This window comes from Chitinilyticum piscinae (assembly GCF_015223195.1).
In the GTDB taxonomy this organism is placed as follows: Bacteria; Pseudomonadota; Gammaproteobacteria; order Burkholderiales; family Chitinibacteraceae; genus Chitinilyticum; species Chitinilyticum piscinae.
This window is the reverse complement of record NZ_JADFUA010000006.1, coordinates 56,633-82,043: the sequence shown is the minus strand read 5'-3', so window position 1 is coordinate 82,043 and position 25,411 is coordinate 56,633. Positions and strand designations below refer to the sequence as shown.

At 59.6% G+C, this 25,411-nt stretch carries 21 protein-coding genes; 11 read left to right on the top strand and 10 right to left on the bottom strand.

Translation table 11 applies throughout. From position 1 onward, the window contains the following. Positions 1–129 precede the first annotated feature (129 nt). Entirely contained in the window at positions 130–498 is a 369-nt protein-coding gene (locus tag INR99_RS11360) for an Mth938-like domain-containing protein (RefSeq protein WP_194116460.1), read from the bottom strand. A gap of 134 nt (positions 499–632) precedes the next feature. Here INR99_RS11360 and INR99_RS11355 point away from each other — a divergent pair, with 134 nt between their 5' ends. The 3 genes from INR99_RS11355 to thrC all read left to right on the top strand — a co-directional run bounded on the left by INR99_RS11355 (position 633) and on the right by thrC (position 4,752). Beyond that, positions 633–1,862, top strand: coding sequence for a pyridoxal phosphate-dependent aminotransferase (locus INR99_RS11355; protein WP_194116459.1), 1,230 nt, complete (start codon positions 633–635; stop codon positions 1,860–1,862). 91 nt (positions 1,863–1,953) lie between these two features. Next, entirely contained in the window at positions 1,954–3,261 is a 1,308-nt protein-coding gene (locus tag INR99_RS11350; protein ID WP_194116458.1) for a homoserine dehydrogenase, read from the top strand. A gap of 60 nt (positions 3,262–3,321) precedes the next feature. Next, the gene (gene thrC, locus INR99_RS11345) at positions 3,322–4,752 is read left to right on the top strand and encodes a threonine synthase (RefSeq protein ID WP_194116457.1); all 1,431 of its coding nucleotides are present in this window, start codon (positions 3,322–3,324) and stop codon (positions 4,750–4,752) included. Between the two features lie 156 nt (positions 4,753–4,908). On the opposite strand, the gene INR99_RS11340 is transcribed toward thrC, so the two are convergent. The 9 genes from INR99_RS11340 to INR99_RS11300 all read right to left on the bottom strand — a co-directional run bounded on the left by INR99_RS11340 (position 4,909) and on the right by INR99_RS11300 (position 14,442). After that, positions 4,909–6,012, bottom strand: a complete 1,104-nt coding sequence (locus INR99_RS11340; protein ID WP_194116456.1) for an ABC transporter ATP-binding protein — start codon at positions 6,010–6,012, stop codon at positions 4,909–4,911. A gap of 46 nt (positions 6,013–6,058) precedes the next feature. Further along, positions 6,059–6,964, bottom strand: a complete 906-nt coding sequence (locus tag INR99_RS11335; RefSeq protein WP_228098252.1) for a carbohydrate ABC transporter permease — start codon at positions 6,962–6,964, stop codon at positions 6,059–6,061. 18 nt (positions 6,965–6,982) lie between these two features. After that, positions 6,983–7,888 (bottom strand): carbohydrate ABC transporter permease, encoded by a 906-nt coding sequence (locus tag INR99_RS11330; protein ID WP_308431482.1) that lies wholly within the window; start codon positions 7,886–7,888, stop codon positions 6,983–6,985. A gap of 96 nt (positions 7,889–7,984) precedes the next feature. Beyond that, positions 7,985–9,394, bottom strand: coding sequence for an ABC transporter substrate-binding protein (locus INR99_RS11325; RefSeq protein ID WP_228098251.1), 1,410 nt, complete (start codon positions 9,392–9,394; stop codon positions 7,985–7,987). Positions 9,395–9,429: 35 nt separating this feature from the next. Further along, positions 9,430–10,683: an ABC transporter substrate-binding protein gene (locus INR99_RS11320; protein WP_194116455.1), complete on the bottom strand. Its 1,254-nt coding sequence runs from the start codon at positions 10,681–10,683 to the stop codon at positions 9,430–9,432. A 369-nt stretch (positions 10,684–11,052) separates the two neighbouring features. After that, positions 11,053–11,805 (bottom strand): GntR family transcriptional regulator, encoded by a 753-nt coding sequence (locus INR99_RS11315; protein WP_194116454.1) that lies wholly within the window; start codon positions 11,803–11,805, stop codon positions 11,053–11,055. Further along, the gene (locus INR99_RS11310; RefSeq protein ID WP_194116453.1) at positions 11,805–12,683 is read right to left on the bottom strand and encodes a glucosamine kinase nucleotide-binding domain-containing protein; all 879 of its coding nucleotides are present in this window, start codon (positions 12,681–12,683) and stop codon (positions 11,805–11,807) included. The genes INR99_RS11315 and INR99_RS11310 overlap by 1 nt, the downstream gene beginning before the upstream one ends. 205 nt (positions 12,684–12,888) lie before the next feature. After that, a complete protein-coding gene (locus tag INR99_RS11305) occupies positions 12,889–13,572 on the bottom strand; it encodes a phosphoadenylyl-sulfate reductase (protein ID WP_194116452.1) in 684 nt (227 codons plus the stop codon). A gap of 72 nt (positions 13,573–13,644) precedes the next feature. Beyond that, positions 13,645–14,442, bottom strand: coding sequence for a sulfite exporter TauE/SafE family protein (locus tag INR99_RS11300; protein ID WP_194116451.1), 798 nt, complete (start codon positions 14,440–14,442; stop codon positions 13,645–13,647). A gap of 133 nt (positions 14,443–14,575) precedes the next feature. Here INR99_RS11300 and cysB point away from each other — a divergent pair, with 133 nt between their 5' ends. The 8 genes from cysB to INR99_RS11260 all read left to right on the top strand — a co-directional run bounded on the left by cysB (position 14,576) and on the right by INR99_RS11260 (position 25,396). Further along, positions 14,576–15,532, top strand: coding sequence for an HTH-type transcriptional regulator CysB (cysB, locus tag INR99_RS11295; protein WP_194116450.1), 957 nt, complete (start codon positions 14,576–14,578; stop codon positions 15,530–15,532). Positions 15,533–15,665: 133 nt separating this feature from the next. Next, entirely contained in the window at positions 15,666–16,277 is a 612-nt protein-coding gene (locus INR99_RS11290) for a CDP-alcohol phosphatidyltransferase family protein (RefSeq protein ID WP_194116449.1), read from the top strand. Beyond that, a complete protein-coding gene (locus INR99_RS11285; RefSeq protein ID WP_194116448.1) occupies positions 16,270–17,229 on the top strand; it encodes a phosphatidate cytidylyltransferase in 960 nt (319 codons plus the stop codon). The genes INR99_RS11290 and INR99_RS11285 overlap by 8 nt, the downstream gene beginning before the upstream one ends. A 2-nt stretch (positions 17,230–17,231) precedes the next feature. Further along, a complete protein-coding gene (locus tag INR99_RS11280) occupies positions 17,232–17,873 on the top strand; it encodes a lysophospholipid acyltransferase family protein (RefSeq protein WP_228098250.1) in 642 nt (213 codons plus the stop codon). 41 nt (positions 17,874–17,914) lie between these two features. After that, entirely contained in the window at positions 17,915–19,735 is a 1,821-nt protein-coding gene (locus INR99_RS11275) for a bifunctional alpha/beta hydrolase/class I SAM-dependent methyltransferase (RefSeq protein WP_194116447.1), read from the top strand. 45 nt (positions 19,736–19,780) lie between these two features. Continuing rightward, a complete protein-coding gene (locus INR99_RS11270; RefSeq protein ID WP_194116446.1) occupies positions 19,781–21,715 on the top strand; it encodes a WG repeat-containing protein in 1,935 nt (644 codons plus the stop codon). A 62-nt stretch (positions 21,716–21,777) separates the two neighbouring features. Further along, entirely contained in the window at positions 21,778–22,278 is a 501-nt protein-coding gene (locus INR99_RS11265; protein WP_194116445.1) for a hypothetical protein, read from the top strand. A 91-nt stretch (positions 22,279–22,369) separates the two neighbouring features. Next, complete coding sequence (locus INR99_RS11260; protein WP_194116444.1) at positions 22,370–25,396, top strand: SEL1-like repeat protein; 3,027 nt, start codon at positions 22,370–22,372, stop codon at positions 25,394–25,396. The last annotated feature ends 15 nt before the right edge of the window (positions 25,397–25,411 follow it).

The following is a 25,411-nucleotide window of genomic DNA, read 5'->3' as shown; positions in this document are numbered from 1 at the left end:
AGACATTTGGCCCCCGCCTCGCGCGGGGGTTTTTCTTTGCTGCGGGCATTCACCCCATACCCCAGGACGCATACCCATGCAGATATGCACCCAAAGAACCTGATCTGTGCATCCCGCAGCGCAATACCCCTAGGCGTACAGCACCGCCGCAACCACCTGCCGACCTTCGGCACTCAGAATATTGAAAGTACGGCACAGCGCACCGTTATCGAGGAAATCAACACCGATACGCGCTGCGCTCAGTGCGGCGTAGCGTTGCGGATGCCCGAAGCGCAGATGCTTGCCAGTGCCGATCAGCACCACTTCCGGATTCAGCGCCAGAATCGCCTCGATGTCCGCCGGAGCCAGACTCTCCAGACTGCGCGCCGACCACGGCAGCACCTGCTCGCCGGACACCAGCACCGGCCCCTGATGGCGCTGCCGGTTGACCTCGACAAAATCTTCCCCGTAGGAAGTGAACTGGTTCAGGTTGCCCACCTTGCTCTGATGCAGTTTCATCACTCTCTCGCTACCGCTAAACGTGCCCCGATTCTACCAGTGTAAACAGCGGAATTTGCGCGCAAATCATCCGCCGTAAGCGGGCAAGTTTCGCTAGAATGTGGGGTTTCCCCCAATGACCGGTTGTACGCGCCATGGAAGCCATCCTGAAGTCCAACAAGCTGCTGAACGTCTGCTACGAAATCCGTGGCCCGGTCCCGGAGCGAGCGCGGCAGATGGAAGAGGACGGCCATCGCATCATCAAGCTGAACATCGGCAATCTGGCGCCGTTCGGCTTTGACGCGCCCGAAGAAGTCGTGCAGGACGTGATCCGCAATCTGCCCGCCGCCGCCGGCTATGTGGACAGCAAGGGGCTGTTCCAGGCGCGCAAGGCCATCATGCACTACACGCAGGAAAAGCAAATCGCCGACGTGACCGTCGATGACATCTACATCGGCAACGGGGCGTCCGAGCTGATCGTGATGGCGATGCAGGCCCTGCTGAACAATGGCGACGAAGTGCTGGTCCCCATGCCGGATTATCCGCTGTGGACCGCGGCGGTAAGCCTCGCCGGCGGCAAGCCGCGCCATTACCTCTGCGACGAGGCTCAGGACTGGATGCCGGCGCTCGACGACATCCGCGCCAAGATCACCGACCGCACCCGCGCGCTGGTGCTGATCAACCCGAACAATCCGACCGGCGCGCTGTATTCCGACGAGATGCTGCGCGAGCTGATCGAGATTGCCCGCACCAACAAACTGATCATTTTTGCCGATGAAATCTATGACAAGGTGCTCTACGATGGCCGCACGCATACCTCGATCGCGTCGCTGGCGGATGACATCCTGTTTGTCACCTTCAACGGCCTGTCGAAGAACTACCGCGCATGCGGCTACCGCGCCGGCTGGATGGTCGTTTCCGGCAACAAGAAAATCGCGCGGGACTACATCGAGGGGCTGAATATCCTCTCGACCATGCGCCTGTGCGCGAATGTGCCGGCGCAATACGCCATTCAGACCGCGCTGGGCGGCTACCAGAGCATCAACGATCTGGTGCGCCCGGGCGGCCGGCTCGCACGCCAGCGCGACATCGCCCACGAGCTCATTACCAGCATCCCGGGCGTCAGCTGCGTGAAGCCGCAGGCGGCACTATACATGTTCCCGAAGCTGGACCCGAAAATGTACCCGGTCACCGACGACCAGCAGCTGATTCTGGAGCTGCTGCAGGAGGAAAAGGTGCTGCTGGTGCAAGGCACCGGCTTTAACTGGCACCAGCCCGACCACTTCCGCCTGGTCTTCCTGCCGCAGGGTGATGACCTGCAGGAGGCAATCGGTCGCGTGGCGCGCTTCCTCGACGGCTGGCGCAAGCGTCATGGCACAGCCTAGGGTATGGCGCGACAGAAAACGCATTAATTAAGCAAAAACGCATTACCCGATAACGTATTCATTCAAATCACTGGCAATCAGGAAATCGAGCATGAAACCGATCTATGTAGGCCTGTGTGGCGTCGGCACTGTCGGCGGCGGCACTGCAACCGTTCTGAAACGCAACGCGGAAGAAATTGCCCGCCGTGCCGGCCGCCCCATCGTGGTCAAGATGGCCGCCAATCGCGATCTGGATCGCGCCCGCGAAGTCTGCGGCAGCGACGTGACCATCGTTGATGATGCTTTCGCCGTGGTGAACAACCCCGACATCGACATCGTGGTCGAACTGATCGGTGGCACGACCATCGCCAAGGACATCGTGCTGAAGGCCATCGAGAACGGCAAGCACGTGGTCACGGCCAACAAGAAGCTGATCGCCGAATACGGCAACGAGATCTTCGCCCGTGCGCAGGAAAAGGGCGTGATTGTTGCCTTTGAAGCGGCGGTCGCCGGTGGCATTCCCATTATCAAGGCACTGCGTGAAGGCCTGACCGCCAACAAGATCGAGTGGGTGGCCGGCATCATCAACGGCACGTCCAACTTCATCCTGACCGAAATGCGCGACAAGGGCCTGGCCTTTGCCGACGTGCTGGCCGAAGCCCAGCGCCTGGGTTACGCCGAAGCCGACCCGACCTTCGACATCGAGGGCCACGACGCAGCGCACAAGCTGACCATCATGAGCGCGATTGCCTTCGGTATTCCGGTACAGTTCGACAAAGCGTATCTGGAAGGCATCAGCAAGCTCGACGCCACCGACATCAAGTACGCGATGGAGCTGGGCTACCGCATCAAGCTGCTGGGCGTGACCCGCCGCCGTGAAAACGGCATCGAACTGCGCGTCGCGCCGACGCTGATCCCGCAAAAGCGCCTGATCGCCAACGTCGATGGCGTCATGAATGCCGTACTGGTCAAGGGCGATGCCGTCGGTGCCACCCTGTACTATGGCCCGGGTGCCGGCGCCGAGCCGACCGCCTCGTCGGTGATTGCCGACCTGGTCGACATCACCCGCCTGCACACCGCCGATCCGGAACACCGCGTGCCGCATCTGGCCTTTCAGCCGACGCAACTCGCCGATCTGCCGATCCTGCCGGTCGATGAAATCGAAACCTGCTACTACCTGCGCCTGAACGCGCAGGATCAGGCCGGGGTACTGGCCGATGTGACCCGCATCCTCGCCGACGGCGGCATCTCGGTCGATGCCATGCTGCAGAAAACCGCAGGCGAAGCCGGCCGCACCGACATCATCATCGTGACGCATCTTGCGATTGAAAAGAACGTCAACGCCGCACTGGCCAAGATCGAAGCCCTGCCGACCATCAACGGCAAAGTGGTCAAGCTGCGCCTCGAACACCTCGGTTAATCAATTCGGGCGGGTATGGGCCTGTAGCCCGCCCGCCTTCTAAGCTACAGGCTCATACCCATGCGTTACATCTCCACCCGCGGCGGCATGACCCCGCAACCGTTCTGCGACATCCTGCTGGGCGGCCTGGCCCCCGATGGCGGCCTGTCGATTCCGGAAATCTACCCGCACTTCTGCCTGGACGCGCTGAAGAAACTTTCCACGCTGGAATACCGCGACCTCGCCTTTGCCATCATCCATCATTTTGTTGATGACATCGATCACCCGACCCTGCAGAAGCTGATCGACAAGACCTACACCGCCGAGGTGTACTGCAATGGCCGCGATCCGGAAGTGGCACGCGAAATCACTCCGGTACTCAAGCTGGAGAACAATCTCTACATCCAGGAACTCTCCAACGGCCCGACCCTGGCGTTCAAGGACATGGCGATGCAGTTGCTGGGCAATCTGTTCGAGCATGTGCTGCATGAACGCGGCGAGCAGGTAAACATCGTCGGCGCCACCTCCGGCGATACCGGCAGCGCGGCCGAATACGCCATGCGCGGCAAAAAGGGCGTCAATGTCTTCATGCTCAGCCCACACGGCAAGATGAGCCCCTTCCAGCGCGCACAGATGTACAGCCTGCAGGACAAGAACATCTTCAACCTGTCGGTGAAAAGCTTCTTCGACCAGTGCCAGGACATCGTCAAGGCGATCAACAACGACGCCGAATTCAAGGCGCAGTACAAGATTGGCGCGGTGAACTCGATCAACTGGGGCCGCATCGTTGCGCAGGTGGTGTACTACTTCAAGGGCTATTTCGCCGTCGCCAAGAACGTTGGTGATCCGGTGGACTTCTGCGTGCCGTCCGGCAACTTCGGCAACATCTGCGCCGGCCACATTGCCCGCCAGATGGGCCTGCCGATCCGCAAGCTGGTGGTCGCCACCAATGAAAACGACGTACTAGACGAATTCTTCAAGACCGGCAAATACCGCCCGCGCTCGATCAAGGAGACCTTCGAGACCTCCAGCCCGTCGATGGACATCGCCAAGGCGTCCAACCTCGAACGCTTCGTCTTCGATCTGGTCGGCCGCGACAGCACTCGCCTGGCGGCTCTGTGGCAGAGCGTCGAAAAGGGTGAGGGCTTCACCCTGCCCTCGCCGGATTTCGAACGCATGAGCCATGCCTACGGCTTTGTGTCGGAGCAGAGCAGCCACGCCGAGCGTGTTGCCCACATCCGCGAGGTCTTCGAAAAGTACGGCGTCGAAATTGACCCCCATACCGCTGATGGCTATAAGGCAGCCAAAGCTCACCGCGATCCGGCCGTCGCCATGGTCATTCTAGAAACCGCACTACCCGCCAAATTCGAAGCCACCATGGTCGAAGCCCTGGGTCGCCAGCCTGCGCGACCCGAGCATCTGCAGGGTATCGAGGATCTGCCGCAGCATAGCGAAGTACTGGAAGACGACGTCGAAGCGGTCAAGCAATTCATCCGCCAGCAACTGGACTGAAGCTGCCCAACCCATTAAAAAACCGCCCGAAGGCGGTTTTTTAATGGGTATATTATCGCAAGCCTTGGACTGCAATAGTCCTACAGCACATACCCCTTCCATTATGGGCCAACAAAAAACCCGCCGAAGCGGGCTTTTTGTTGCTGCAACACGGTCTTAGCGAACGCGCTTGAAGGCCAGACCTTCCGCATCGAAGAGGTGCGTCTCTTCACGCGGGAAGAGGATGTGGATGTCATCGCCATACTTCAGGCCAGTCATGTGACCCGGCAGCTTGACGCACAGGATCTGGTTGATACCCGGGATTTCGATGTAGGCCAGTACGATGTCACCGAGGTGCTCGATCAGATCGACACGTGCCGGCAGCGCCTCAGCAGTACCTGCGTCCACCAGACGGATGTGCTCGGAACGAACACCCATGGTTACCTTGTCACCCACCTTGGCATTGCTGGCATCCACGGCCGCACGTACGGTCAGACCCTTCGGCAGCTTGACGGTCGCTTCGGTCGCGGAAGCGGCAATCACTTCGGCCTCGAGCAGGTTCATCTTCGGCGAACCAAGGAAGCCAGCCACGAACAGGTTGGACGGGTTTTCGTACATGTCCAGCGGCGTGCCAACCTGCTGGATCAGGCCCGCGTGGAATACCACGATACGGTCAGCCAAGGTCATCGCTTCCACCTGATCGTGCGTTACATAGATCATGGTGGTCTTGAGTTCCTGGTGCAGCTTGGACAGCTCGACACGCATGTTCAGACGCAGCGCGGCATCCAGGTTGGACAGCGGCTCATCGAACAGGAAGACCTTCGGGTTGCGGACAATGGCACGACCGATGGCCACACGCTGACGCTGACCACCCGACAGAGCCTTGGGCTTGCGCTCCAGCAGATGGGTGATTTCCAGGATTTCGGCAGCCTTCTTCACCCGCTCTTCGATTTCAGCCTTCGGCGTACCGGCCAGCTTCAGGGCGAAGCCCATGTTTTCGGCAACCGACATGTGCGGATACAGCGCGTAGGACTGGAACACCATCGCGATACCACGCTTGGAAGCGTGCACGTCGTTGGCCAGAGTGTCGCCGATATACAGTTCGCCGGCGGTAATGTCTTCCAGACCGGCAATCATGCGCAGCATGGTGGACTTGCCGCAGCCGGATGGGCCTACGAATACTACGAATTCACCATCCTGGATGTCCAGGCTGACGTTCTTGATTACGGTAACGTCCTTGGTGTAGTTCTTCTTGATGTTCTTGAGTGTAACCGAAGCCATTTTCGATTCCTTGCTATTTATATGTTGGATTCTTTAAGTAACCTGCTTACTTCACCGCGCCGTCCATGCCGGAGATGAAGTAACGCTGAGTGAAGGCAAAGAAGACGAGGACCGGTACAACAGTCATCACGATCGCAGCCATCAGAATGTTGTCCGAGGTGGCGAACGGACCAGTCAGATCGTTGAACACGCCCACGGCCAGCGGCAGTTTTTCCTTGGAGTTCATCACGATGGACGGCCACAGATAGTCGTTCCAGGCGTTAACCAGCGTGAAGATCGCCAGAGCAGCAATCGAGGGAGCAGTAACCGGAACCATCACCTTCCACAGAATCTGCATTTCGGTTGCACCATCCACACGGGCCGCGTCGATCAGATCCTGCGGAATGGCTTCGAAGGCCTGCTTCATCAGGAAGATACCGAAGGCACCGGCAAAGTTGGGGATGATTGCACCGAAGTAGCTGTTCAGGCCGATCCATTCACGCATGTTCCAGCTGCTGCCCAGACCAAGCGACTCCTGGATCCAGTTACCGAAATCACCAAAGTTTTTCAGGGTGATGAAGTTCGGAACGATACCGACTTCTGACGGCAGCATCATGGTTGCGATGATCGCAACGAAGATCAGACCACGACCCGGGAACTTCATGCGGGCCAGCGGATAGCCAGCCAGTACCGACACGACCACGACACCGATGATGGTGAAGAAGGACATGATGGCGGAGTTCTTGGTGTAGGTCAGGAATGGCATTTCCTGGAATACACGCTCGAACCACATGAAGCTGGCATCGTGCGGCCAGAAGCCGTCCGGGAACAGGTACATCTTGGAGGCATCCGCAGAAAGACCGGAAGCCAGAGCCCATAGGAACGGAAAGGTGGTGAAAATCGCGAACAGGATCAAACCGCTGTAGTGCCCGGTCAGTCCTAGCGCTTGTCGTACGTTTTTACTCATTGCCATGATCAGGATTCCTCGCTCTTATTTCTTTTCGCCGAAGAAGCGGAACTGGATGACCGCGAGGATCATGCAGAAGAAGGTTACAACCAGACCGGCAGCAGCGGCACGACCGAAGTTGTAGTTGCGGAACGCCTGGTCATACACATAGAACAGTGCGGTGTAGGTATCGGACTGGCCCTTGGTCAGTACGATCACTTCCTGGAACGCCTTCATTGCGGCAATGGTCGACAGGAGGGTACACAGCAGAATGGTCGGCTTCACCATCGGCACGGTGATTTTCCAGAAACGATCCCAGGCATTGGCACCGTCCAGAATCGCGGCCTCCTCCACTTCGGCGGGGATCGCCTGCAGGCCGGCAAGATACAGCACCATGTAGTAGCCCAGACCCTTCCAGAAGGTGAAGACCATGACCGAGTACAGCGCGATATCCGGATTGCCGATCCAGTCGATTTCGACCTTCTCGAAACCGGAATGGATGCCGACAAAGTGGGTGATCCAGGTCAGGAAGCCATTGAGCATGCCGTCAAACTTGTAGACGAACGCCCAGGCCACGCCGGCCACGGAAATCGCGGTAATAACCGGGATGTAGTAGGTCGCACGGAAGAACGTCATGCCGGGCAGCTTGTTGTTGACCAGTTTGGCCATCACAAGGGCTGCGAGCTGGATACACGGCACAACCAGAAGATACAGCAGGGAGTTTTTCAGTGCCTGATGGAACAGGTCTTCACCGTAGATGTACTTGAAGTGGGTGAAGTAACCGCCATCTTCGGCAGACGCAACACGTGCGGTGCCTTCGGCGATGTCATAGATATGGAAAGCCAGGTAGGTATTGTATCCGACCGGCCAGAAGGTAAAGATCCCCATCAATATCAAGGCTGGCGCCAAGAACAGATAGGCTACTGTGGTGTAACTGCTGGAGTTTTTCACGGCGTAACTCGACTGTATTTATATTTATCGGAAATGAAACAGGGCCGCCGGTAAGACGGCCCCGTTTCTAGAGCAGCGAGCTAGTAATACTTGCGATTACTTAGCGATCTTGCCATTCCAGGCTGCTACTGCTGCATCCAGAGCTTCCTTAACCGGCTTGCGGCCTTCTACGGCAGCTTGGAAGTTGTCAGCCAGAACCTTCTGGGTAGCAGCTTCGTCGGTCAGGGTGCCCGGCGGCAGAGTCAGGGTACGAGCACCGTCCATAGCCTTGGCAGCTACAGCGCGAGCCTTCTCGATCGGATCCTTGCTGTTAGCACCAGCTTGGAAGTACGGGTCGAGGTTAGCCTTCTTGGTGGTCGGGAAGGTGGTTTCAGTAGCCTTGGAGAACAGCAGCTGCTGTTCGTCGCCAGTCAGGAACTTGCCGAGCTTGGCAGCTTCAGCCGGGTTCTTGAAGCCCTTCGGAACTACGAAGTCCATCATCCAGGCGCCGAAGGACATCTTGCCAGCGTCGAGCGGGAAGGCAGTAACGCCAGTCACGTCGTAGATAGCCTTAGCGTCGGTTTCGGTACGCTTCAGAGCTTGCGGAGCAGTAGTCATCATGGCGATCTTGCCGCTGTTGTAGGCAGCAATTTCTTGCTCGAAGGCCATCTTGAAGATGTCCTTCGGTACAGCGCCAGCCTTGTACAGATCAGCAAACTTCTGAACAACAGCTACGTGCTTCGGCGAGTTGAAGACAGCCTTGCCGTTTTCAACAACCGGCAGGCCCAGGTAGTAGAACAGGCCAACCGGATCGGACATCTTCGGAGCGAAGCCATCAACACCGGCCTTCTCGTTGATGGTCTTGGCAGCAGCCAGCAGGTTGTCGAAGGAAGTCAGTTGTTCCGGCTTAACACCAGCCTTGTCCAGGATGGACTTGTTGTAGGCCAGGATGGAAACGGAGTTGTACCACGGGAAGGCGTAAACCTTGCCCTTGATGGTCACGTCAGCCAGAGCTTGAGTGCTGTAGACAGCCTTGTCAGCGCCCAGGTATTGGTCCAGAGCGATGATGTTGCCTTGAGCAGCGAATTCGTGAACCCAGGGTACGTTGAAGTTAACCAGAGCCGGCGGGTTGCCAGCAGCCAGGGAAGCGATCAGCTTCGGCTGGATTTGGTCCCAGTTCATGTCAACCCATACAGCTTCCAGAGTCGGGTTAGCAGCGTTGAACTTGGTAACGGCTTGCTTGAAGTACGGGTCGAACTTCGGAGCCAGGTTCATGGTCCAGAATTCGAGCTTGACCTTGTCAGCAGCTTGAGCTTGTGCAGCGAACAGACCCAGGCCAAATACAGCTGCGCCAACGGTCAACATCTTCTTCAGCTTCATTTTGTCTTCCTCTTGAGTTATCGACAAATTTGCTCGGAATTGACTTCCTTGCTTATTGCTACCCACTTCCGCCCTCAGGCATTGCGGATTTTTTTTGTGACGGCAGTCTACCAGAAAACCGCCGCCACAAAACTTGATGTGCCGCATACCTTTGCAAGTTTGCGACACAGTTCTTTACATGCTTACTTCTTGGCAGCCAGCTTTTCGTTCCACAGTGCCGCAGCAGCGTCCAGCGCTTCCTTGGCGGACTTGCGACCAGTCACAGCAGCCTCAACTTCGTCGTTGAGCTTCTTGTTCATGGCAGCCTCATCCGGCAGACCGGAGATGGTCAGGGTGCGGGAGGCCTTGATATTGGTGGCAGCAACAGCAGTAGCCTGCTCAACCGGATCAGCCGACTTGGCACCAGCCTGGAAGAAGGCGTCATCCAGCGCCTTGTTGGTCGACGGGAAGGTCGACGATGCCTTGGCAAAGGCCAACTGAGCTTCGTCGCTGGTCAGGTACTGACCCAGCTTGACGGCAGCGCCAACATCCTTGAAGCCCTTCGGCACCGACCACAGGAACAGGAAACCACCAAACGGGGTCTTGCCTGCGCCTTGCGGGAAGCCGGCAACACCGGTTACTTCATAGATCTTCTTCGCATCGGTTTGAGTGCGCTTCAGGGCATGGGCACCTTCGGCGAACATGGCGATCTTGCCGGAGTTGTAGGCGGCGATCTGCTCTTCGAAGCCCATCTTGAAGACGTCCTTCGGAATCGAGCCATCCTTGTATGCAGCAGCAAACTTCTCAACCAGCTTCACGTGAGCCGGGCTATTGAACACGGCCTTGTTATCCTTGATCAGCGGCAGGCCGTCATACAGGAACCAGCCAGCAAAACCATCGTTCAGCTTCGGAGCAAAACCGGATACGCCGGTCTTTTCCTTGACTTGCTTGGCAGCAGCCAGCAGTTGATCCAGGCTCTTCGGGGCTTCTTTCACGCCAGCCTTGCTGAAGAGATCCTTGTTGTAGAACAGCACGGCAGTTACCTGGTACCAGGGCAGACCGTAGATTTCATTGCCGTAGGTTACGTCAGCCAGCGCGCCCTTGGTATAGACATTCTTGAAGGAAGCAACTTCCTTGGTCACCGGGACGATCATCTTCTTCTGGGCGAATTCATCCATCCACGGCTTCGGCAGGTTCACCAGACCCGGCACCTTGCCGGAAGCAACCGCAGTCACTACGCGCGCCTGGAAAGCATCCCAAGCAACGTCAACCCAAACGGCCTCAACCTGGTTCTGCGATGCATTGAACTTGGTGGTCAGATCCTTCATGACCGCGTCGAATTTCGGCGACAGGCTGTTGGACCAGTATTCGACCTTGACCTTCTCGGCCGCTTGCGCAGACATGATGCTTGCGGCAAACAGAGCTACACCTGCCAGAACAGAATGCTTGATTTTCATACCAACTCCCTCGTTATGAATAAGCCGGACTATGCCGGATTTCCGTCCAACCATGTACTGCGCAAAAAACGGGCTAACACTAAATCACAGCGCCCGCAGCGTCAATTGCAGACCCATGCATGGATTCAGAAAAAAAACAATTGCGGAGCCAGATTACCGGATTTCAAATCCGCCGCAAACTTGCAGTGCACCCCCACCCACAAATAGTCAGCAAACAGTAAGCAAAATTCGCAGCTCGCCACACTACGTGAAGGCATGCACCCAAGCGCGAAGCAAACAGAAACTGATGTAGCCGGCCACCACCCGCACGGCGGATACAACTACATCAGCCAAGCACTGCTAGTGCACAGCACGAACAAGATCAAGCAATTAACACTGCAACTCCGTCAGCAAGGTGTAGTCACCCCCTTTTACCCAGACGGTCGAGAACAGCAAAATCCGACCGTCATGCGCAAATTCCTGCTGTTCGATACGCAGCAACGCCTGCTCTTGCCCCTTGCAAAGCACATCCAGCAGCGCGGACGTCGGACTGCAGGCTGTAATCTTCTGTATCACTCGTACAACACTACGCCGATACCCCTGCAGCCATTCCTGCAAATTTTCCGGCAACGGATCAGGTGCTGCCACCGCTGGCAGGGCGAGACGCTCGACGCAATACACCTCGTCATCCACGCCGCCGGTACGCATCACGCGCAAAACACGGGCATTGACCGCCAACTGCAGCTGCAGCATCTCGTCCTGCTCGGCAATATCCACTTCAGCCAGCTGCTGCCCAAAGCGCAACTCCAGGCCGCGGGCAGCGAGTCGCTCAGTCAGTGGCACATAGCCACCCAGATCGACCTCAAGCTGGCTGGTGACATAGGTTCCGGAACCATGGCGTCGCGATATCAGACCACGCTCGCACAGCAAATCCAGTGCCTTGCGTGCGGTAACCCGCGAGACATCCAGCAGGTCAGTCAAAGCCCGCTCGGACGGCAGGGGTTCATCGCCATGCCAGAACCCGGCCTGAATCGCGGCAGCAATGCGTTCACTCAACTGCAGATAAAGCGGAACAGGGCTATCCGGATCAGGTCTGAGAACCAGCAGACGCTCATCATCAAGCCCCGCATGCATGGCCGGCATCAGGCCTGCATCGCGCGGTGGATCAGGATCAGCGCACCGGCACAGGAATCTTTCTGCGGACGACTGGTGCTCGCGAGGAAGGCGGCCGGAATGTATGGGCGCAGCGCCTCGGAAAGACCGCCGCCACAGATGGCCAGCGGCAGCTCGGGGGCGCTCTTGCGCAGCGCCTGACCGATGATTTCCACCTCTCGACCGGCATCCAGCAGGAAGGATTTGGCAACTTCATCCTTTTCGCCGAACTCGACCACCACCGGAGAGAGGGTCGCGCATTCGCCCTGCTTCATTTTGCCCATCCACTCGAAAACCTTCTCGCGGGTATCACCAGTAATTGACAGCAGCTTGCGGCCAAAATCGGTCAATTCGCGGCGGCCATCCATCAGGCGCTGCACATGATTGATCGCCTTCAAGCCCAAATAAGCGCCCGAGCCTTCGTCTGATGTCGGGAAACCCCAGCCACCGACTTCAAGGCGGGTGCCATCCGGCAACCAGGCCTCACCAATCGAGCCGGTACCAATCGCGATAATCCCGCCATGTGCGCCATTATGGGCACCCAGCAGTGTCGAGAAGCCGTCGGTTTCAACTTCAATGCGGGCAAAGCCCGGATTCTTGTTTTCAAACTCCTGCGCCCAGGCGCGGACCGTAACACCGGAGAGACCGAAACCCACGGCGCATTCGCTGAATTCAGCCTTGAGCCCGAGCTTGGCAAACCCATCACGGATAGCCAGCGTGATATTGGTCCAGGCCTTGTCGATCCCCTGCCCCAGAGCCGACGCGCCCGCTTCGGCACGCACCAGTTCCACACCGTCCAGTCCGGCAATTGCGATCCGGGTACCGGTGCCGCCACCATCCACACCAATCAGATATTTCACTTCACTCATGGGACTCATCCTTTCGACTACGCAGCCTGCGTTGTTATTAGGTTCTGTGAGAGCGCACGGGCGCTTATCAGACTTAAGTGATACACGATAATGCAATCAGCGCATCTCGTCAGCGCCGACAGCATGATTCATCGACCTGCATCAAGAGAAATACAACAACGCCCGGCGAACCGGGCGTTGTCACTACATATATATAGGAAACGGATCAGCGTTTCACATGCAGACCGCATTCCTTGTTTTCCGGGTCCTCCCACCACCAGCGGCCGGCACGGACATCCTCGCCCATCGCGATTGCGCGGGTACAGGGCGCACAGCCAATCGACGGATAGTGCTGATCATGCAGCGCATTGTAGGGCACACCATTTTCCTTGATGTAGGCCCAGACTTCCTTCTCGGTCCATTCGATCAGCGGATTGAATTTCTCCAGCCCGTTGCCGGCATCGAATTCGCGGAAGCCCAGATCGGTACGGGTGGGAGACTGCTGACGACGCAAGCCGGTAACCCAGGCCTTTTTGTTTTTCAGTGCGCGCTGCAGGGGCTCGATCTTGCGCACGTGGCAACAGGACTTGCGCAGCTCGATCGACTGGTAGAAGCCATTGATGCCATGCGTATTCACATACTGCTCGGTCGCTGCAGTATTCGGGAAATACACCTGCACGGGGGTATCGGGGTACTTTCTGGCTGTCTCTTCCATCAGCGCATAGGTCTCCGCCGGCAGGCGACCGGTATCCAGCGAGAACACCGCAATCGCCAGCTTGTGCCGGGCAATCAGATCCATCAGCACCATGTCTTCCGCGCCATAGGAATTGGCAAATACGGCCGGGCTGAATTCAGCAGCAACCTGCTGCAGGACTTCCAGTGTCTGCGCGAGCTTGGCGGACAGTTCCATTTATCGTCTCCAGAATTGGCTTGCGGGCGTGCCTGGCACGCAGTAGGCGGCCAGTTTCACGGCCGCGCGGAATTATAACAAGGCAGCGAACGCAGGCTTGACCAGGGTCACGCCGACGACCACCAGCATGGTCGCCAGCGCCGGGCGCAGCACTTTGTCGGGGATGCGACCGGTCAGCTGACTACCCAGGTATATGCCTGGAATTGACCCGATCAGCAGCGTACCAAGCAATACCCAGTCGATGTTACCCAAGCCGGCATGACCAAGACCCGCCACGAGAGTGAGCGGCACAGCATGTGCGATTTCCGTACCGACCAGACGGTTGGTCTGCAACAGCGGATAAAGCAGAAACAGCGCCAGTGTGCCCAGCGCACCAGCACCGATCGACGACAGCGTGACAATGACGCCGAGCACCACCCCAACCACACAGGTGGCAGCATTGAGCTTGCGCTGCGGCAGATTCAGCCAGTCGGCGGCGTGACGCTGGGCCAGCGCCAGCAGCGCCTTTTTGAACACCAGCGCCGCCGCGGTCAGCAGCAGGGCAATCCCCAGCGACAGCTTGATGATCAGATTCACGAACTTGGTGTCAGCGTGCAGAAAATGCAGGGTTACGACCGTGATAGCTGCAGCCGGCACACTGCCCAGCGCCAGCCAGCCGGTAATGCGCCAGTCGATATTGCGGTTGCGCTGATGCGCCACAACGCCACTGGATTTGGTAATCGCGGCATACAGCAGATCAGTGCCTACCGCTGTCGCCGGGGTCACCCCCATCCACAACAGCAGCGGCGTCATCAGCGAGCCGCCACCCACGCCAGTCATTCCGACGATGAAGCTCACGGCAAAGCCGGCAATGATGTACGCGTATTCCATGGCAGCCCTATCTGAATTGCAAAATAAGCAAGGCCGTCTTGCTGCGGCCTGCTGACATGATAACAAAGCGGGCATATACTCCGTTATAAATAGTCGTTCACCCTTAATAACCGATCATGCTTTAGAGGTGGCCATGAAACTGCAGCAACTACGCTATCTGGTCGAAGTGGCCAAACAGGGCCTGAATGTCTCGCTGGCGGCAGAAAAGCTGCACACCTCGCAACCTGGCATCTCCAAGCAGATCCGCCTGCTGGAAGACGAACTGGGCGTCCAGATCTTCATCCGCAACGGCAAGCGGGTCGTCGACGTCACTCCGCCGGGGCGCGAAATCCTGCGCATCGCCGAACAGATGCTCATGCAGGCACGCAATCTCAAGCAGATCGGCGAAGAGTTCGTCAACGTCGAAGGCGGCAGCCTGACCATCGCCACCACCCACACCCAGGCGCGCTACGCGCTGCCACCAGTGGTGCACGCCTTTCTGGAGAAATACCCCAAGGTCAGCCTGTCAATCAAACAGGGCAGTCCGACGCAGATCAGTGAAATGGTCGTTGAAGGCCAGGCCGACATCGCCATCGCCACCGAGGGGATCGATCATTACTCCGAACTGGCGATGCTGTCGTGTTACGACTGGAACCGCTGCATTGTCGTCACCAGCGGCCATCCGCTGCCCCGTCTGGGCCGCCCGATCACGCTCGCGGATGTCGCTGCTTACCCGTTGATCACGTATGACTTTGCCTTTGCCGGCCGCTCCAAGATCAACCGCGCTTTTGCGGATGCAGGGCTGGAGCCCAATGTGGTTCTGACCGCCATCGACTCCGACGTCATCAAGACCTATGTCGGACTGGGGCTGGGCATCGGCATTCTGGCCAGCATGGCCTTCGAACCGGAGCGCGATCTCGGCCTGGAAGCCATTGACGCCAGCCACCTGTTCGAGAAATCGACCACCCACATCGGCATCCGCAAAGATGCCTACCTGCGTGGCTATGCCTACGATTTCATCGAACTGTTCGCCCCGCACCTGACCCGGCAAGTGGTACAAAATGCCCTCCTCTGCGCAGCAGACGAGGACATGGCAAGCGACGACGAGTAAGCCTGAAACAGCTCATCTGCCGAGCCAAAGCGGCTTAAGTCATGCCGCTTTTGCCAATGGCATGAGCGATTTCATTGCGGCTTAACTTGGTGGCGTGGTATGAATGCCGTCAGTTTCTGACAAGGCTTCTCCCATGCCCAGTGTGTATCAACTCAAACCGCGCTTTCAGGCGCTGCTGCGCCCGCTCACCAACACGCTGGCGCGCGCCGGCGTTACCGCCAACCAGATCACCCTGCTGGCCATGCTGCTTTCACTGGCCGTGGCTGGCACCCTGACCTTTGCTGCGTTGCCACCGCAGGGCTGGCTGATCCTGCCCGTGCTGCTGTTTGTGCGCATGGCACTGAATGCCATTGACGGCATGCTGGCGCGCGAGCACGGCCAGCAATCGGCACTGGGCGGCATCTACAACGAAGTCTGCGATATCGTTTCCGACACCGCGCTCTTCATTCCCTTCGCCCTGCTGCATGCCCAAACGGCGTGGCTGGTGCTGGCCGTCGCTTTTTTCGCCGTGGTCAGCGAGTACATCGGCGTACTGGGCCCCATGCTCAAGGCCAGTCGCCGCTACGACGGCCCGATGGGCAAGAGCGATCGCGCCACGCTACTGGGTGCCCTGGCGCTGGTGCAGGCCTTTGCCGGACTGGGATCGCTGCTGCTGCTGTGGGCGATGCTGGCCATGCTGGCTCTACTGCTGGTGACCTGCGTGAACCGTGCACGCCAGATCCTGCGCGAGGTGCAGCATGACTGACTGGTTTGCTACGCTGGCCCTCCCCGTACCGCTGCAATGGGCGCTGGGCGGGGTCGTCATCCTGCTGCTGGTTGCCACACTGACCATTGCCATCCTGAGCGCTCGCAAGCCGGAAAAGAACTGGACCGAACTCAAGCTGCGCGTGCGCACCTGGTGGTGGATCGTCGGCTTTTTCTCGCTCAGCCTGATCGGCAGCAAGGGACTGGCCCTGCTGGTCTTCGCGCTGATCAGTTTCCTCGCGCTGAAGGAATTTCTCACGCTGACGACCACCCGCGAGGCCGATCATGTGGTGCTGTTCTGGGCCTACCTGACCATCCCGCTGCAGTACTACTGGATTCACATCACCTGGTACGGCATGTTCATCATCTTTATCCCGGTGTATGTCTTCCTGTTCCTGCCGATGCGCATGGTGCTGATCGGCGAAACGAAGGGCTTCCTGCGCGCAGCGTCCAGCCTGCAATGGGCCGTCATGCTCACCGTCTTCTGCATTTCGCACCTGCCGGCACTGCTGATCCTGCCTGAAACCGTCCACAAGGGCGACATCGCTACCGGTGCGATGCTGCTGTTCTTTGTTGTCGCACTCACGCAAAGCAACGATGTGGCGCAATACCTGTGGGGCAAGAGCATCGGCCGCATCAAGGTGGCCCCCAAGGTCAGCCCGAACAAGACGCTGGGCGGACTGCTGGGCGGCGCCGCCACCACCACACTGCTGGCCTGGCTGATCGGCCCCTACCTCACCCCGATGGCGCCGCTGCATTGCGCCCTGGCCGGCCTGTTGATCGGCACCACCGGCTTTATCGGCGACATCGTCATCTCGGCAGTGAAACGCGACATCGGCGTAAAGGATTCCGGCCAGTTGCTGCCCGGCCACGGCGGCATTCTGGACCGGCTGGATTCACTGACCTACACCGCACCACTGTTCTTCCACTTCGTGCGTTATCTCTACTTCTGATCATGCCCTGGCTGCGTGTGTTATTCGTTTTGCTCGTTGCCCGGCCGGTGGTCAAACTCTGGCTGGGGCTCACCGTGCGCCATCAGGAGCGCCTGCCGCTGACCGGCCCGGCGATTGTGGTGGCGAACCACAACAGCCATCTGGACATCCTGACGCTGTATGCGCTGTTCCCGCTGGGGCGCATCCGCCATGTCCAGCCGGCGGCCGCAGCCGACTACTTCCTGAAAAACCGCGCCATGGCATGGTTTGCCACGCAGGTGGTCGGCATCATCCCGGTCAAGCGCGGCAGCAAAAAGGGCGACGATCCGCTGGCCGGCTGTCGCGAGGCGCTGGCCGACGGCCGCATCCTGATCCTGTTTCCCGAAGGCACGCGCGGTGAACCGGAGGTGCTGTCAGAGGTGAAATCCGGCATCTGGCATCTGGCCGGTGAATTCCCGCAGGCACCGGTCATTCCGGTGTACATGCACGGCCTTGGTCGCGCGCTGGGGCGCGGCCAGTGGCTACCCATTCCGTTCTTTGTCGATGTGGCCGTCGGCCATGCCCATTACTGGCAGGACAACCGCCAGGCTTTCAAGCAGGAATTGCGTGATTGCCTTCTGCAATTACGCGAGAAGGTATTGCCCGCTCGACTCGATAACGATTGAGCCACAGAGCAATACCTCAAACACCAAGGAGTCAACGACGTATGCGTACCGCCATCGAGACCCGCTTTACCACCTTCGACAACAGCGAGCTTTTCTACCGCCACTGGCCAGCCGTGAGTGAAGGCGGCCCGCGCCGCGCCATCGTGCTGCTGCACCGTGGCCACGAACACTCGGGCCGGCTGCAGCACATTGTCGACGAGCTGGGCTACGCCGATACGCCCTGCTTCGCCTGGGATTGCCGCGGCCATGGCCGCAATGACGGCCCGCGTGGTTTCTCGCCGAGCATGGGCACGACCATCCGCGATCTGGATTGCTTCATCCAGCACATCGGCCTCGAATACGGCTATCGTCCGGAAGACATCATCGTCATCGCGCAAAGCGTCGGCGCGGTGCTGGCCGCCGCCTGGGTGCACGATTACGCGCCCAAAATCCGTGCGCTGGTGCTCGCCTCGCCGGCCTTCAAGGTCAAGCTGTATGTGCCGGCTGCCCGCCCGGGGCTGAAGCTGCTGGAAAAGCTGCGTGGCAATTTCTTCGTCAATTCCTATGTGAAGGCCAAATACCTCACCCACGATCCCGAGCGCATCGCCAGCTACAACACCGATCCGCTGATTACCCGCCCCATTTCGGTCAACATCCTGCTGGCACTCTACGACACCGCCGAGCGCATCATCGCGGATGCCGGCGCGATTACTGTCCCGACGCAAGTACTGATTTCCGGTGACGACTGGGTCGTCCACCACGAGCCGCAACACCAGTTTTTCGAGCGACTGGGTAGCAGCGTAAAGGAAAAGCACGTGCTGCCGGGCTTCTACCATGACACGCTGGGCGAGCTGGAGCGCGAGAAAGCGTTCGCGCACATCCGTGACTTCATTGCCCGCGCCGAAGCCGGCGTACCACAGACGGACCTGTTGCATGCCGATGAAGGCGGCTACACCCACGCGGAGTATGCCGCCCTGCAACAGCCACTTCCCATCACCAGCCCCAAGCGCTGGCAGTTCGGCATCAGCCGCCGCTCCCTCGCCACCCTCGGCCAGCTCTCCGAAGGCGTGAAACTGGGACTCACGACCGGCTTCGATTCGGGCAGCACACTGGATTACGTGTACCGCAACGAAGCCCGGGGCACGACGCTCTTGGGCAAGCTCGGTGACCGGGCGTATCTGGATAGCGTCGGCTGGAAAGGCATCCGCCAGCGCAAAATCAATCTGGAAGAACTGATCGCGAAGGCCATCCGCAAGCTCGACGAAGCAGGCCGCGAGATCCGCATCGTCGACATTGCCGCCGGCCATGGCCGCTACATCATGGATGCCATCACCAAAAACCGCCTGCCCGTCACCAGCATCCTGCTGCGCGACTACAGCGACATCAATGTGCAGGCAGGCCAGCAGATGATCATCGACCGCGGCATGCAGCACATCGCCCGCTTCGCCAAGGGCAACGCCTTCGATCACGAGAGCCTGGCCACGCTGGAACCCAGACCCACGCTGGCGGTGGTCTCCGGCCTGTACGAACTATTCCCTGAAAACGGGCCGATCCGCGACTCGCTGGCAGGGCTTGCCGATGCAGTGCCGGAAGGCGGCTATCTGGTCTACACCAACCAGCCCTGGCACCCGCAGATCGAACTCATCGCACGCACGCTCACCAGCCACAAGGACGGCAAAGCCTGGGTGATGCGCCGGCGCACGCAGCAGGAAATGGATCAGCTCGTCGAAGCCGCCGGCTTTGAAAAGCTGGAGCAGCGCATTGATGAATGGGGTGTGTTCACAGTGTCGCTGGCACGCCGCCGCCTTAGCGCCCCTGCTGCGGTCAACGCCAGCACAGACAGCGCCGCCGATTCGGATACCCGAAACCCCATAAGCGCATAACCATTACAAGTAAAAGGCCGCACGGATATACCCGAGAAACAGCCCATGCCGGAATTACTAGAACTCGGTGTTGAAAACCCGAACGGCGGCGAAGCACTCGCCGAGGCCAGTCACCGCTATCCCGCGTTCTTCCGCGTGCTGCTAGCCGATGCCGTACCAACAGAAGAGGACGAGCTGCGCGCGTCATTGCCAGCCGCCTGCCGGCGTGCCGAACTGGTGCTCGCCTTCATTAGCCAGCACCCGAGGGTTGCCGGGGATTCGGTGCTGACACGCTATACGCTAGGCATGCGGCAATGGCTGGCCGATGTACTGAACCGCCATGGCGAGCAGGGCTGGATTTCCGTCGCAGCCGAAGATGACGACGCAGAGCTGACCGCGCAGGAATTGCGGGACGATTGGCAGGCCCTCAGTGCGGCAATAGCCAGCGGTGACTACGAGGTGTTCTGCGACGTGGCAGGGGTTGTAGATCCGGAAAAAGCGGTGTTCTGGGAAAACGTAATCGGCCAGCGGGCCGCCAATCACCCGTTTTTCTGGCCGGCGAATGCGGATTTCGCCGGTGATTATCTCAGCTACAAGCACGCACACCGCGAACACAGCCAGCATCCGGATGAGCAGCATCTGGGCGGTGGCCTGTGGCGCACCCGCAGCGACGCAGGCTTCGGGGTGCAACGCGGCACGGGTACGGATACCGTGCCGCTGCTGCCTGCGCATTTTGAGAAAATCAGCAGCATGGGCCGGGACGATGATGCAGCGCTGCATCTGGTCTCCTTCCGGCAAAATGGTCGCTGGGGCATTGCCGATTGCCGCCAGGCCCCGGCCAGCATCCTGGTCGATGCCTGCATCGATGAGCTGTGGGCCTACGAGGATGGACTGGCCATCATGCGGATCGGCGAGCAAGAAGGCCTGCTTGATCTGCAGGGCCGGCAGATCATTCCACCCATCTATGACTACATTGGCGAAGGCCGCGATGGCCTCTATCCCGTCGAACTGAACGAACGCTGGGGATTGCGCCATCGTGATGGCCGCGAGCTGTGTGCCCCGCGCTATGCCTCGCTCGAATTGCTCGATCAGCATATCTGGGTGAACGAGCAACTGCTGCCGCCGTTTTTTCTGGCCACGAGCGATGCCGGGCTCGGACTGCTGGACGCCAGCGGCCGGGAAATCCTGCCCTGCGCATTTGACGAAATTGAGTGGAGCCGCAGCCTCTACGCGTGGAAAACCAGCAAGGATGAGCAGTTTGCACTCTACCGCCCGGACGGCACGCCGTGGCTGCCCGCGAGCCGCCATGATCCGGGCGACTGGCTGATTGAAGACGTGCTGCTCAGCGTGACTGCCGACAACCGCGTGGGACTGATGACGCCGGATGGCCAGCTACTGGTGCCCTGCATCCATGAGCAAATCGAGCGCTGTGATTTCCCGCCAACTGGCGAACCTACCTTGCTGGTCAAAAACAAGAACGGCTGGATGCTGCTGGACAGCGCGGCACAGCCCTTGCTGCCGGAGCGCTTCCGCCAGATTTCGCTACTGACCGAATACAACATCATTCGCAGCCATCCGGACTGGCGTGGCCTGCTGCGCGTCAATGAAAAAGGCCAGGACCGGCTGCGCGGCAAGCTGGAAGGCATCTGGCATGTTGCTGAACCCGCGCCGCGCATTGCCTGCAACCATACCGCCATCCAGCCGGTGCTGCTGGACGAGCCCACGTGTCTGTTCTTTCTCTCGGTGCGGCCGTGCCAGCCCGACGAAGATGGAACGCAACACCCGCAGCGATTTGCGCTCTACCACGCCGATGGCAGCAGGCTGTTTCCCGATGACTACGCCTGGCTGGACAACGAGGCCAGCGGCACGGCGCGCGAACTGGCCCGCCTGGTGATGAAACTCAAGGAATACTGGGGCAAAGCCGAAGCCGTCAATGCGCTCAACGCCGGCAGTGGCCAGCGGGAACGTCTCTATGCCGACGGCCGGCGCGAAAGCGCGTAAGCTGCGCCCTCTGGCCAACGCCCCAGTATTACGAACTCGATTACGAACAGGAAACACACCCCATGCAGAAACAGATCCATGAACTTTTTGAAATCCTCGCCGATGGCGGGCTGGATGCCGCCGACCTTGATGCACTGACTGCCGAAGTCGGCAAGGCCGCCGCCGATGCCGACGCCTATCTGGCCGCGGACAGCGCCAGCGGCTATCCAGCCTTCCAGGCACAGCAGGGCGATGCGGCCATGCCGCTGTGGCAGTGGGTGCTGCTGGAACAGCTGGAAGGCGGCATGGTGTTCCGGGGCAACCGCATCGCCGAGCTGTACGATGACATTCTCGACGCCTTCGGCGAGGGCGAGCTCGATCTCGCAGCTGAGACACTGGCTGGCCATAATGAAGACGCCGCCCTCAAGCTCGTGCTGGAGGAGCTGGCCCCGGCCTACACGCTGGTCAATTTTGCCCAGCCCATCGACGCCCGCCGTCAGATGGTGCTGGTGCGCAGCACCAAGCTGGAAAGTTTCCTTGCGGTTTGCCGCGAGCTGAACCTGCCCATCAGCCCGGCTCTCTGACACACCCAAAAATACTCGTCAATGTATCTGATTACAGCCATTGATTTTCAATGGCTGTATTTATATACCCATTCAAAATCCGGAAGCCAGCATGGGTCACCGCATTTATCTCTACATCCAGAACGACGATGGACAGGAACAGATCGCCGAAGCCAAAAACGGCATTCCGGCGCTGTGGAAAGTGCTGCTGGCCGAGGCCTATACCGGGCCGGCTATCGACATCCAGCGCGTGTTCACTGATTGCGGCAGTGACAATCTGGTCGTGCCGCTGCTTGCGGCGCGCACCCGCGCCGAGCTGGTTTTCGATTTTCTGCAGCGGCATCCGGCAGTGGCCAGCCTGCCGCAGCTACCGCGCTTTTTCGACGCCGCGCGGCAGTTTCTGGCTGACCTGCAGGAACGCTATGGCGACGAGGCCGAGCTGAGTGCCGACATTGACGAGCTGTTTCACCTAAGTAGCAGCGGCTACGACCCGGACGACTACGAGCCGGGTGATTACAGCTATTTCGAGACCGCCGTTCCGGCCTGGGCGGCGAGCGAAATGGAGAAAATCAATCTGAGCTGGCAGCAGGCACTGCAAGCGCTACGCGATGGCCAGCATGCCCGGTTTGACGTCGCGCTCACCGGCGACTGGATGACCCCGGCGGCTTGGCTGGAATGGCAATCCTGGCTGTGGGTATTCGGCCTGGGCGGTCTTGATCATCCCTTCTTCTCTGCCGATCCGGACGACGGTGTTGAATACACCGGTCTGATAGATGGCGATGGCGACTACGACGAAGACGAAAACGAAGACGAAAACGAAGACGAAGACGAAGCGGAAAGCGACGAGGATCACATCACAGCCGATTGCTGGCGCTTTCAGGATGGCGAACACTACGGCCTGCGCCGCGGGCAAGATGCCGATGCGCCCCTCGTCATGGCAGCGGAGTTCGAGAACATTGGTCGCCTGGACGAAGCCGGTGGCAAATTCGAACACCTGTTTGCCTACCAGGAAAACGGCCTGTGGGGGCTGGCCGATAGCCGCAGCACCCCGGCGCAACGGCTCACCGCCGCCGCATTCGACGAGATGTGGTATTTCGCAGCCAACGGGCATGCCGCCGTGCGCCGCGATGACCTCGAAGGACTCATCAACAGCCTTGGGCAAATCGTTGTCCCGCTTGAGTATCAGGAACTGGGCAATTACGACGGCAAGCTGATTGGCGCCTTGCAGAATGATCGCTGGGGGCTGATCGACCACAACGGCGCTTTGGTCGTGCCGCATCGCTATCTGGACATGCTGCGCTCAGACGAAAAACCGGTCCGTGACCAGCGCCGCGTACAGAATGAAAATGGCTGGGGCCTGCTGGCGGCAGACGGCAGCGAGCTGCTGCCCTGCGTTTACAACAGCATCAGCTGGGATGAAGATCGTCGGCTGTGGCAGCTCAGCCAGACCGATGCCGAGGGCATTGAACTCTTCAGCCTGATGCATGCCGATGGCTGCATTGTCATGCAGCCTTCCGAGGGAGAGGTGCACGGCACGCTGTTTGATCATCTGCCGGGTGGACGCCAGCTGATTCTGCGCCGTGGCAAACACGGCTACGGGGTCAGCGATGTTCGTGGCGAGACGCTACTGCCTTGCCAGTATGAAGACATCACGCCACTGCAGGCGGATGTGCTGGGCGAACGCCTGCTCAATGTGACTCGCGACGGCGTCGCCAATCTGCTGACGCTGGATGGCGTGGCAAAATTGCCGGCGGAGTTTTCCAGCATCGAACTGCTGTCGCCCTGGCGCAAAACCATCCGCCAGCACCCGCGCTGGCGCGGGCTGCTGCAGGTGGGTCAAAAAACCGCACAGAAAAAGCGTAAAGCGCGCGCCGAGGAACGCTACGGCGTCTGGCTGCTGGATAGCGCCAGCCAGCTGCTGCCCTGCCAGTACAGCGCCATCGCGCCGATTTTTGCTGCGGGCATGAACACCGAGCCAGTGTTCATCTGCGAGCGCCCGGCTCATCCCGACGAGCCCGGCCAGGGGCAGGACCAGCGCATGGGTATTCTGCGTGCTGACGGCAGCGCGCTGTTCGCCGAGGATTACGCCTGGATCGGCAAGACCTATAGCATCGCAGAGCTCGGCGACACGATTGCCGAGGAGATCGAGGCGCTGTGGCGCAAGGGCGCTGGCGCACAAGCGTGGAATGCTCGACACAACCGCGTGGAATACCTGTTTGCCGACGGCAGCACGCAAAGTTACGCCGACCACCTGCGCCAGCGCTTTACCGCCGGCGACTGGGCGGCCGGTTTCGAGCTGGCCGAGGCAGTGGAATACGGCAAGGCAGGCGTGGCGCAGAATGCGGACCTCGCCCGCGCACTGTGGCGCGAGCTTTCTGAGCGTGCACCAGCAAGCGATCCGGATTCCTGGCGCGGTCGTGCGCTGAACAGTCTAGCCTGGGTCGGCATCGACAGCCTGGAAGAAAGCAGCAATCCGGCCGCCACGCTGGCCTTGCTGCGCGAGGCCGGCGAGCTGATCGGTGACCGTCACGCCGATGACAAAAGCCGTGCACTGAACAACGCCGGTTACATGATCGAACATGGCATGGGAATCGAAGCGGACGCCGTACTGGGCACGCAGTATTACGAACGCGCAGCGGCGCTGGGCAACCCGCGCGCCAGCTACAACGCAGGTGTGAACTGGCGTAATGGTGCGGCCGGCCAGGTCGATCTGGAACGCGCCATCCGCTACTTCGACCAGGCCATGCGCGCAAATTTCCCCAATGCGCAGGCATCGCTTGGCTACACGCAGGTGCTGCATGCCCGCGCCAGCAATGACAGCACGCTCTTTCGCAAAGCGGCCGCACATTTGCGCTACTGCTGGCAGCAGGGCGACGCGCCGGAATGGGTTGGCGGCGAACTGGCTCAACTGGCACTCGATGGTTACGTCGAGGCATCACGATATGACATCGAAAGCTGGCTGACACAAGCCGCCGAAGCCGAGGATGAAGATGCGATCCGCACACTCGCCACGCGCTTTTACCCGCCGGATGATCCGGCCGGCGCACCGTGGCGCCAGCGCTGGGACGAGCTGAATCCGCCCCCGCCAGAGCAAGGCGGCCTCATCAGAAAGATCAAGGGCTGGCTGGGCGGGAAATAACATACCCAACACCCC

Excerpts from the sequence above, each read along its gene's own strand:
- INR99_RS11335 (WP_228098252.1), bottom strand. The coding sequence starts at position 6,964 with ATGGCAATGAGTAAAAACGTACGACAAGCGCTAGGACTGACCGGGCAC.
- INR99_RS11305 (WP_194116452.1), bottom strand. The coding sequence starts at position 13,572 with ATGGAACTGTCCGCCAAGCTCGCGCAGACACTGGAAGTCCTGCAGCAG.
- INR99_RS11280 (WP_228098250.1), top strand. The coding sequence starts at position 17,232 with ATGCCCTGGCTGCGTGTGTTATTCGTTTTGCTCGTTGCCCGGCCGGTG.
- INR99_RS11310 (WP_194116453.1), bottom strand. The coding sequence starts at position 12,683 with ATGAGTGAAGTGAAATATCTGATTGGTGTGGATGGTGGCGGCACCGGT.
- INR99_RS11290 (WP_194116449.1), top strand. The coding sequence starts at position 15,666 with ATGCCCAGTGTGTATCAACTCAAACCGCGCTTTCAGGCGCTGCTGCGC.
- INR99_RS11300 (WP_194116451.1), bottom strand. The coding sequence starts at position 14,442 with ATGGAATACGCGTACATCATTGCCGGCTTTGCCGTGAGCTTCATCGTC.
- thrC (WP_194116457.1), top strand. The coding sequence starts at position 3,322 with ATGCGTTACATCTCCACCCGCGGCGGCATGACCCCGCAACCGTTCTGC.
- INR99_RS11350 (WP_194116458.1), top strand. The coding sequence starts at position 1,954 with ATGAAACCGATCTATGTAGGCCTGTGTGGCGTCGGCACTGTCGGCGGC.
- INR99_RS11260 (WP_194116444.1), top strand. The coding sequence starts at position 22,370 with ATGGGTCACCGCATTTATCTCTACATCCAGAACGACGATGGACAGGAA.
- INR99_RS11270 (WP_194116446.1), top strand. The coding sequence starts at position 19,781 with ATGCCGGAATTACTAGAACTCGGTGTTGAAAACCCGAACGGCGGCGAA.
- INR99_RS11325 (WP_228098251.1), bottom strand. The coding sequence starts at position 9,394 with ATGCGGCACATCAAGTTTTGTGGCGGCGGTTTTCTGGTAGACTGCCGT.
- INR99_RS11360 (WP_194116460.1), bottom strand. The coding sequence starts at position 498 with ATGAAACTGCATCAGAGCAAGGTGGGCAACCTGAACCAGTTCACTTCC.
- INR99_RS11320 (WP_194116455.1), bottom strand. The coding sequence starts at position 10,683 with ATGAAAATCAAGCATTCTGTTCTGGCAGGTGTAGCTCTGTTTGCCGCA.
- INR99_RS11355 (WP_194116459.1), top strand. The coding sequence starts at position 633 with ATGGAAGCCATCCTGAAGTCCAACAAGCTGCTGAACGTCTGCTACGAA.
- INR99_RS11340 (WP_194116456.1), bottom strand. The coding sequence starts at position 6,012 with ATGGCTTCGGTTACACTCAAGAACATCAAGAAGAACTACACCAAGGAC.
- cysB (WP_194116450.1), top strand. The coding sequence starts at position 14,576 with ATGAAACTGCAGCAACTACGCTATCTGGTCGAAGTGGCCAAACAGGGC.
- INR99_RS11265 (WP_194116445.1), top strand. The coding sequence starts at position 21,778 with ATGCAGAAACAGATCCATGAACTTTTTGAAATCCTCGCCGATGGCGGG.
- INR99_RS11275 (WP_194116447.1), top strand. The coding sequence starts at position 17,915 with ATGCGTACCGCCATCGAGACCCGCTTTACCACCTTCGACAACAGCGAG.
- INR99_RS11285 (WP_194116448.1), top strand. The coding sequence starts at position 16,270 with ATGACTGACTGGTTTGCTACGCTGGCCCTCCCCGTACCGCTGCAATGG.
- INR99_RS11315 (WP_194116454.1), bottom strand. The coding sequence starts at position 11,805 with ATGCCGGCCATGCATGCGGGGCTTGATGATGAGCGTCTGCTGGTTCTC.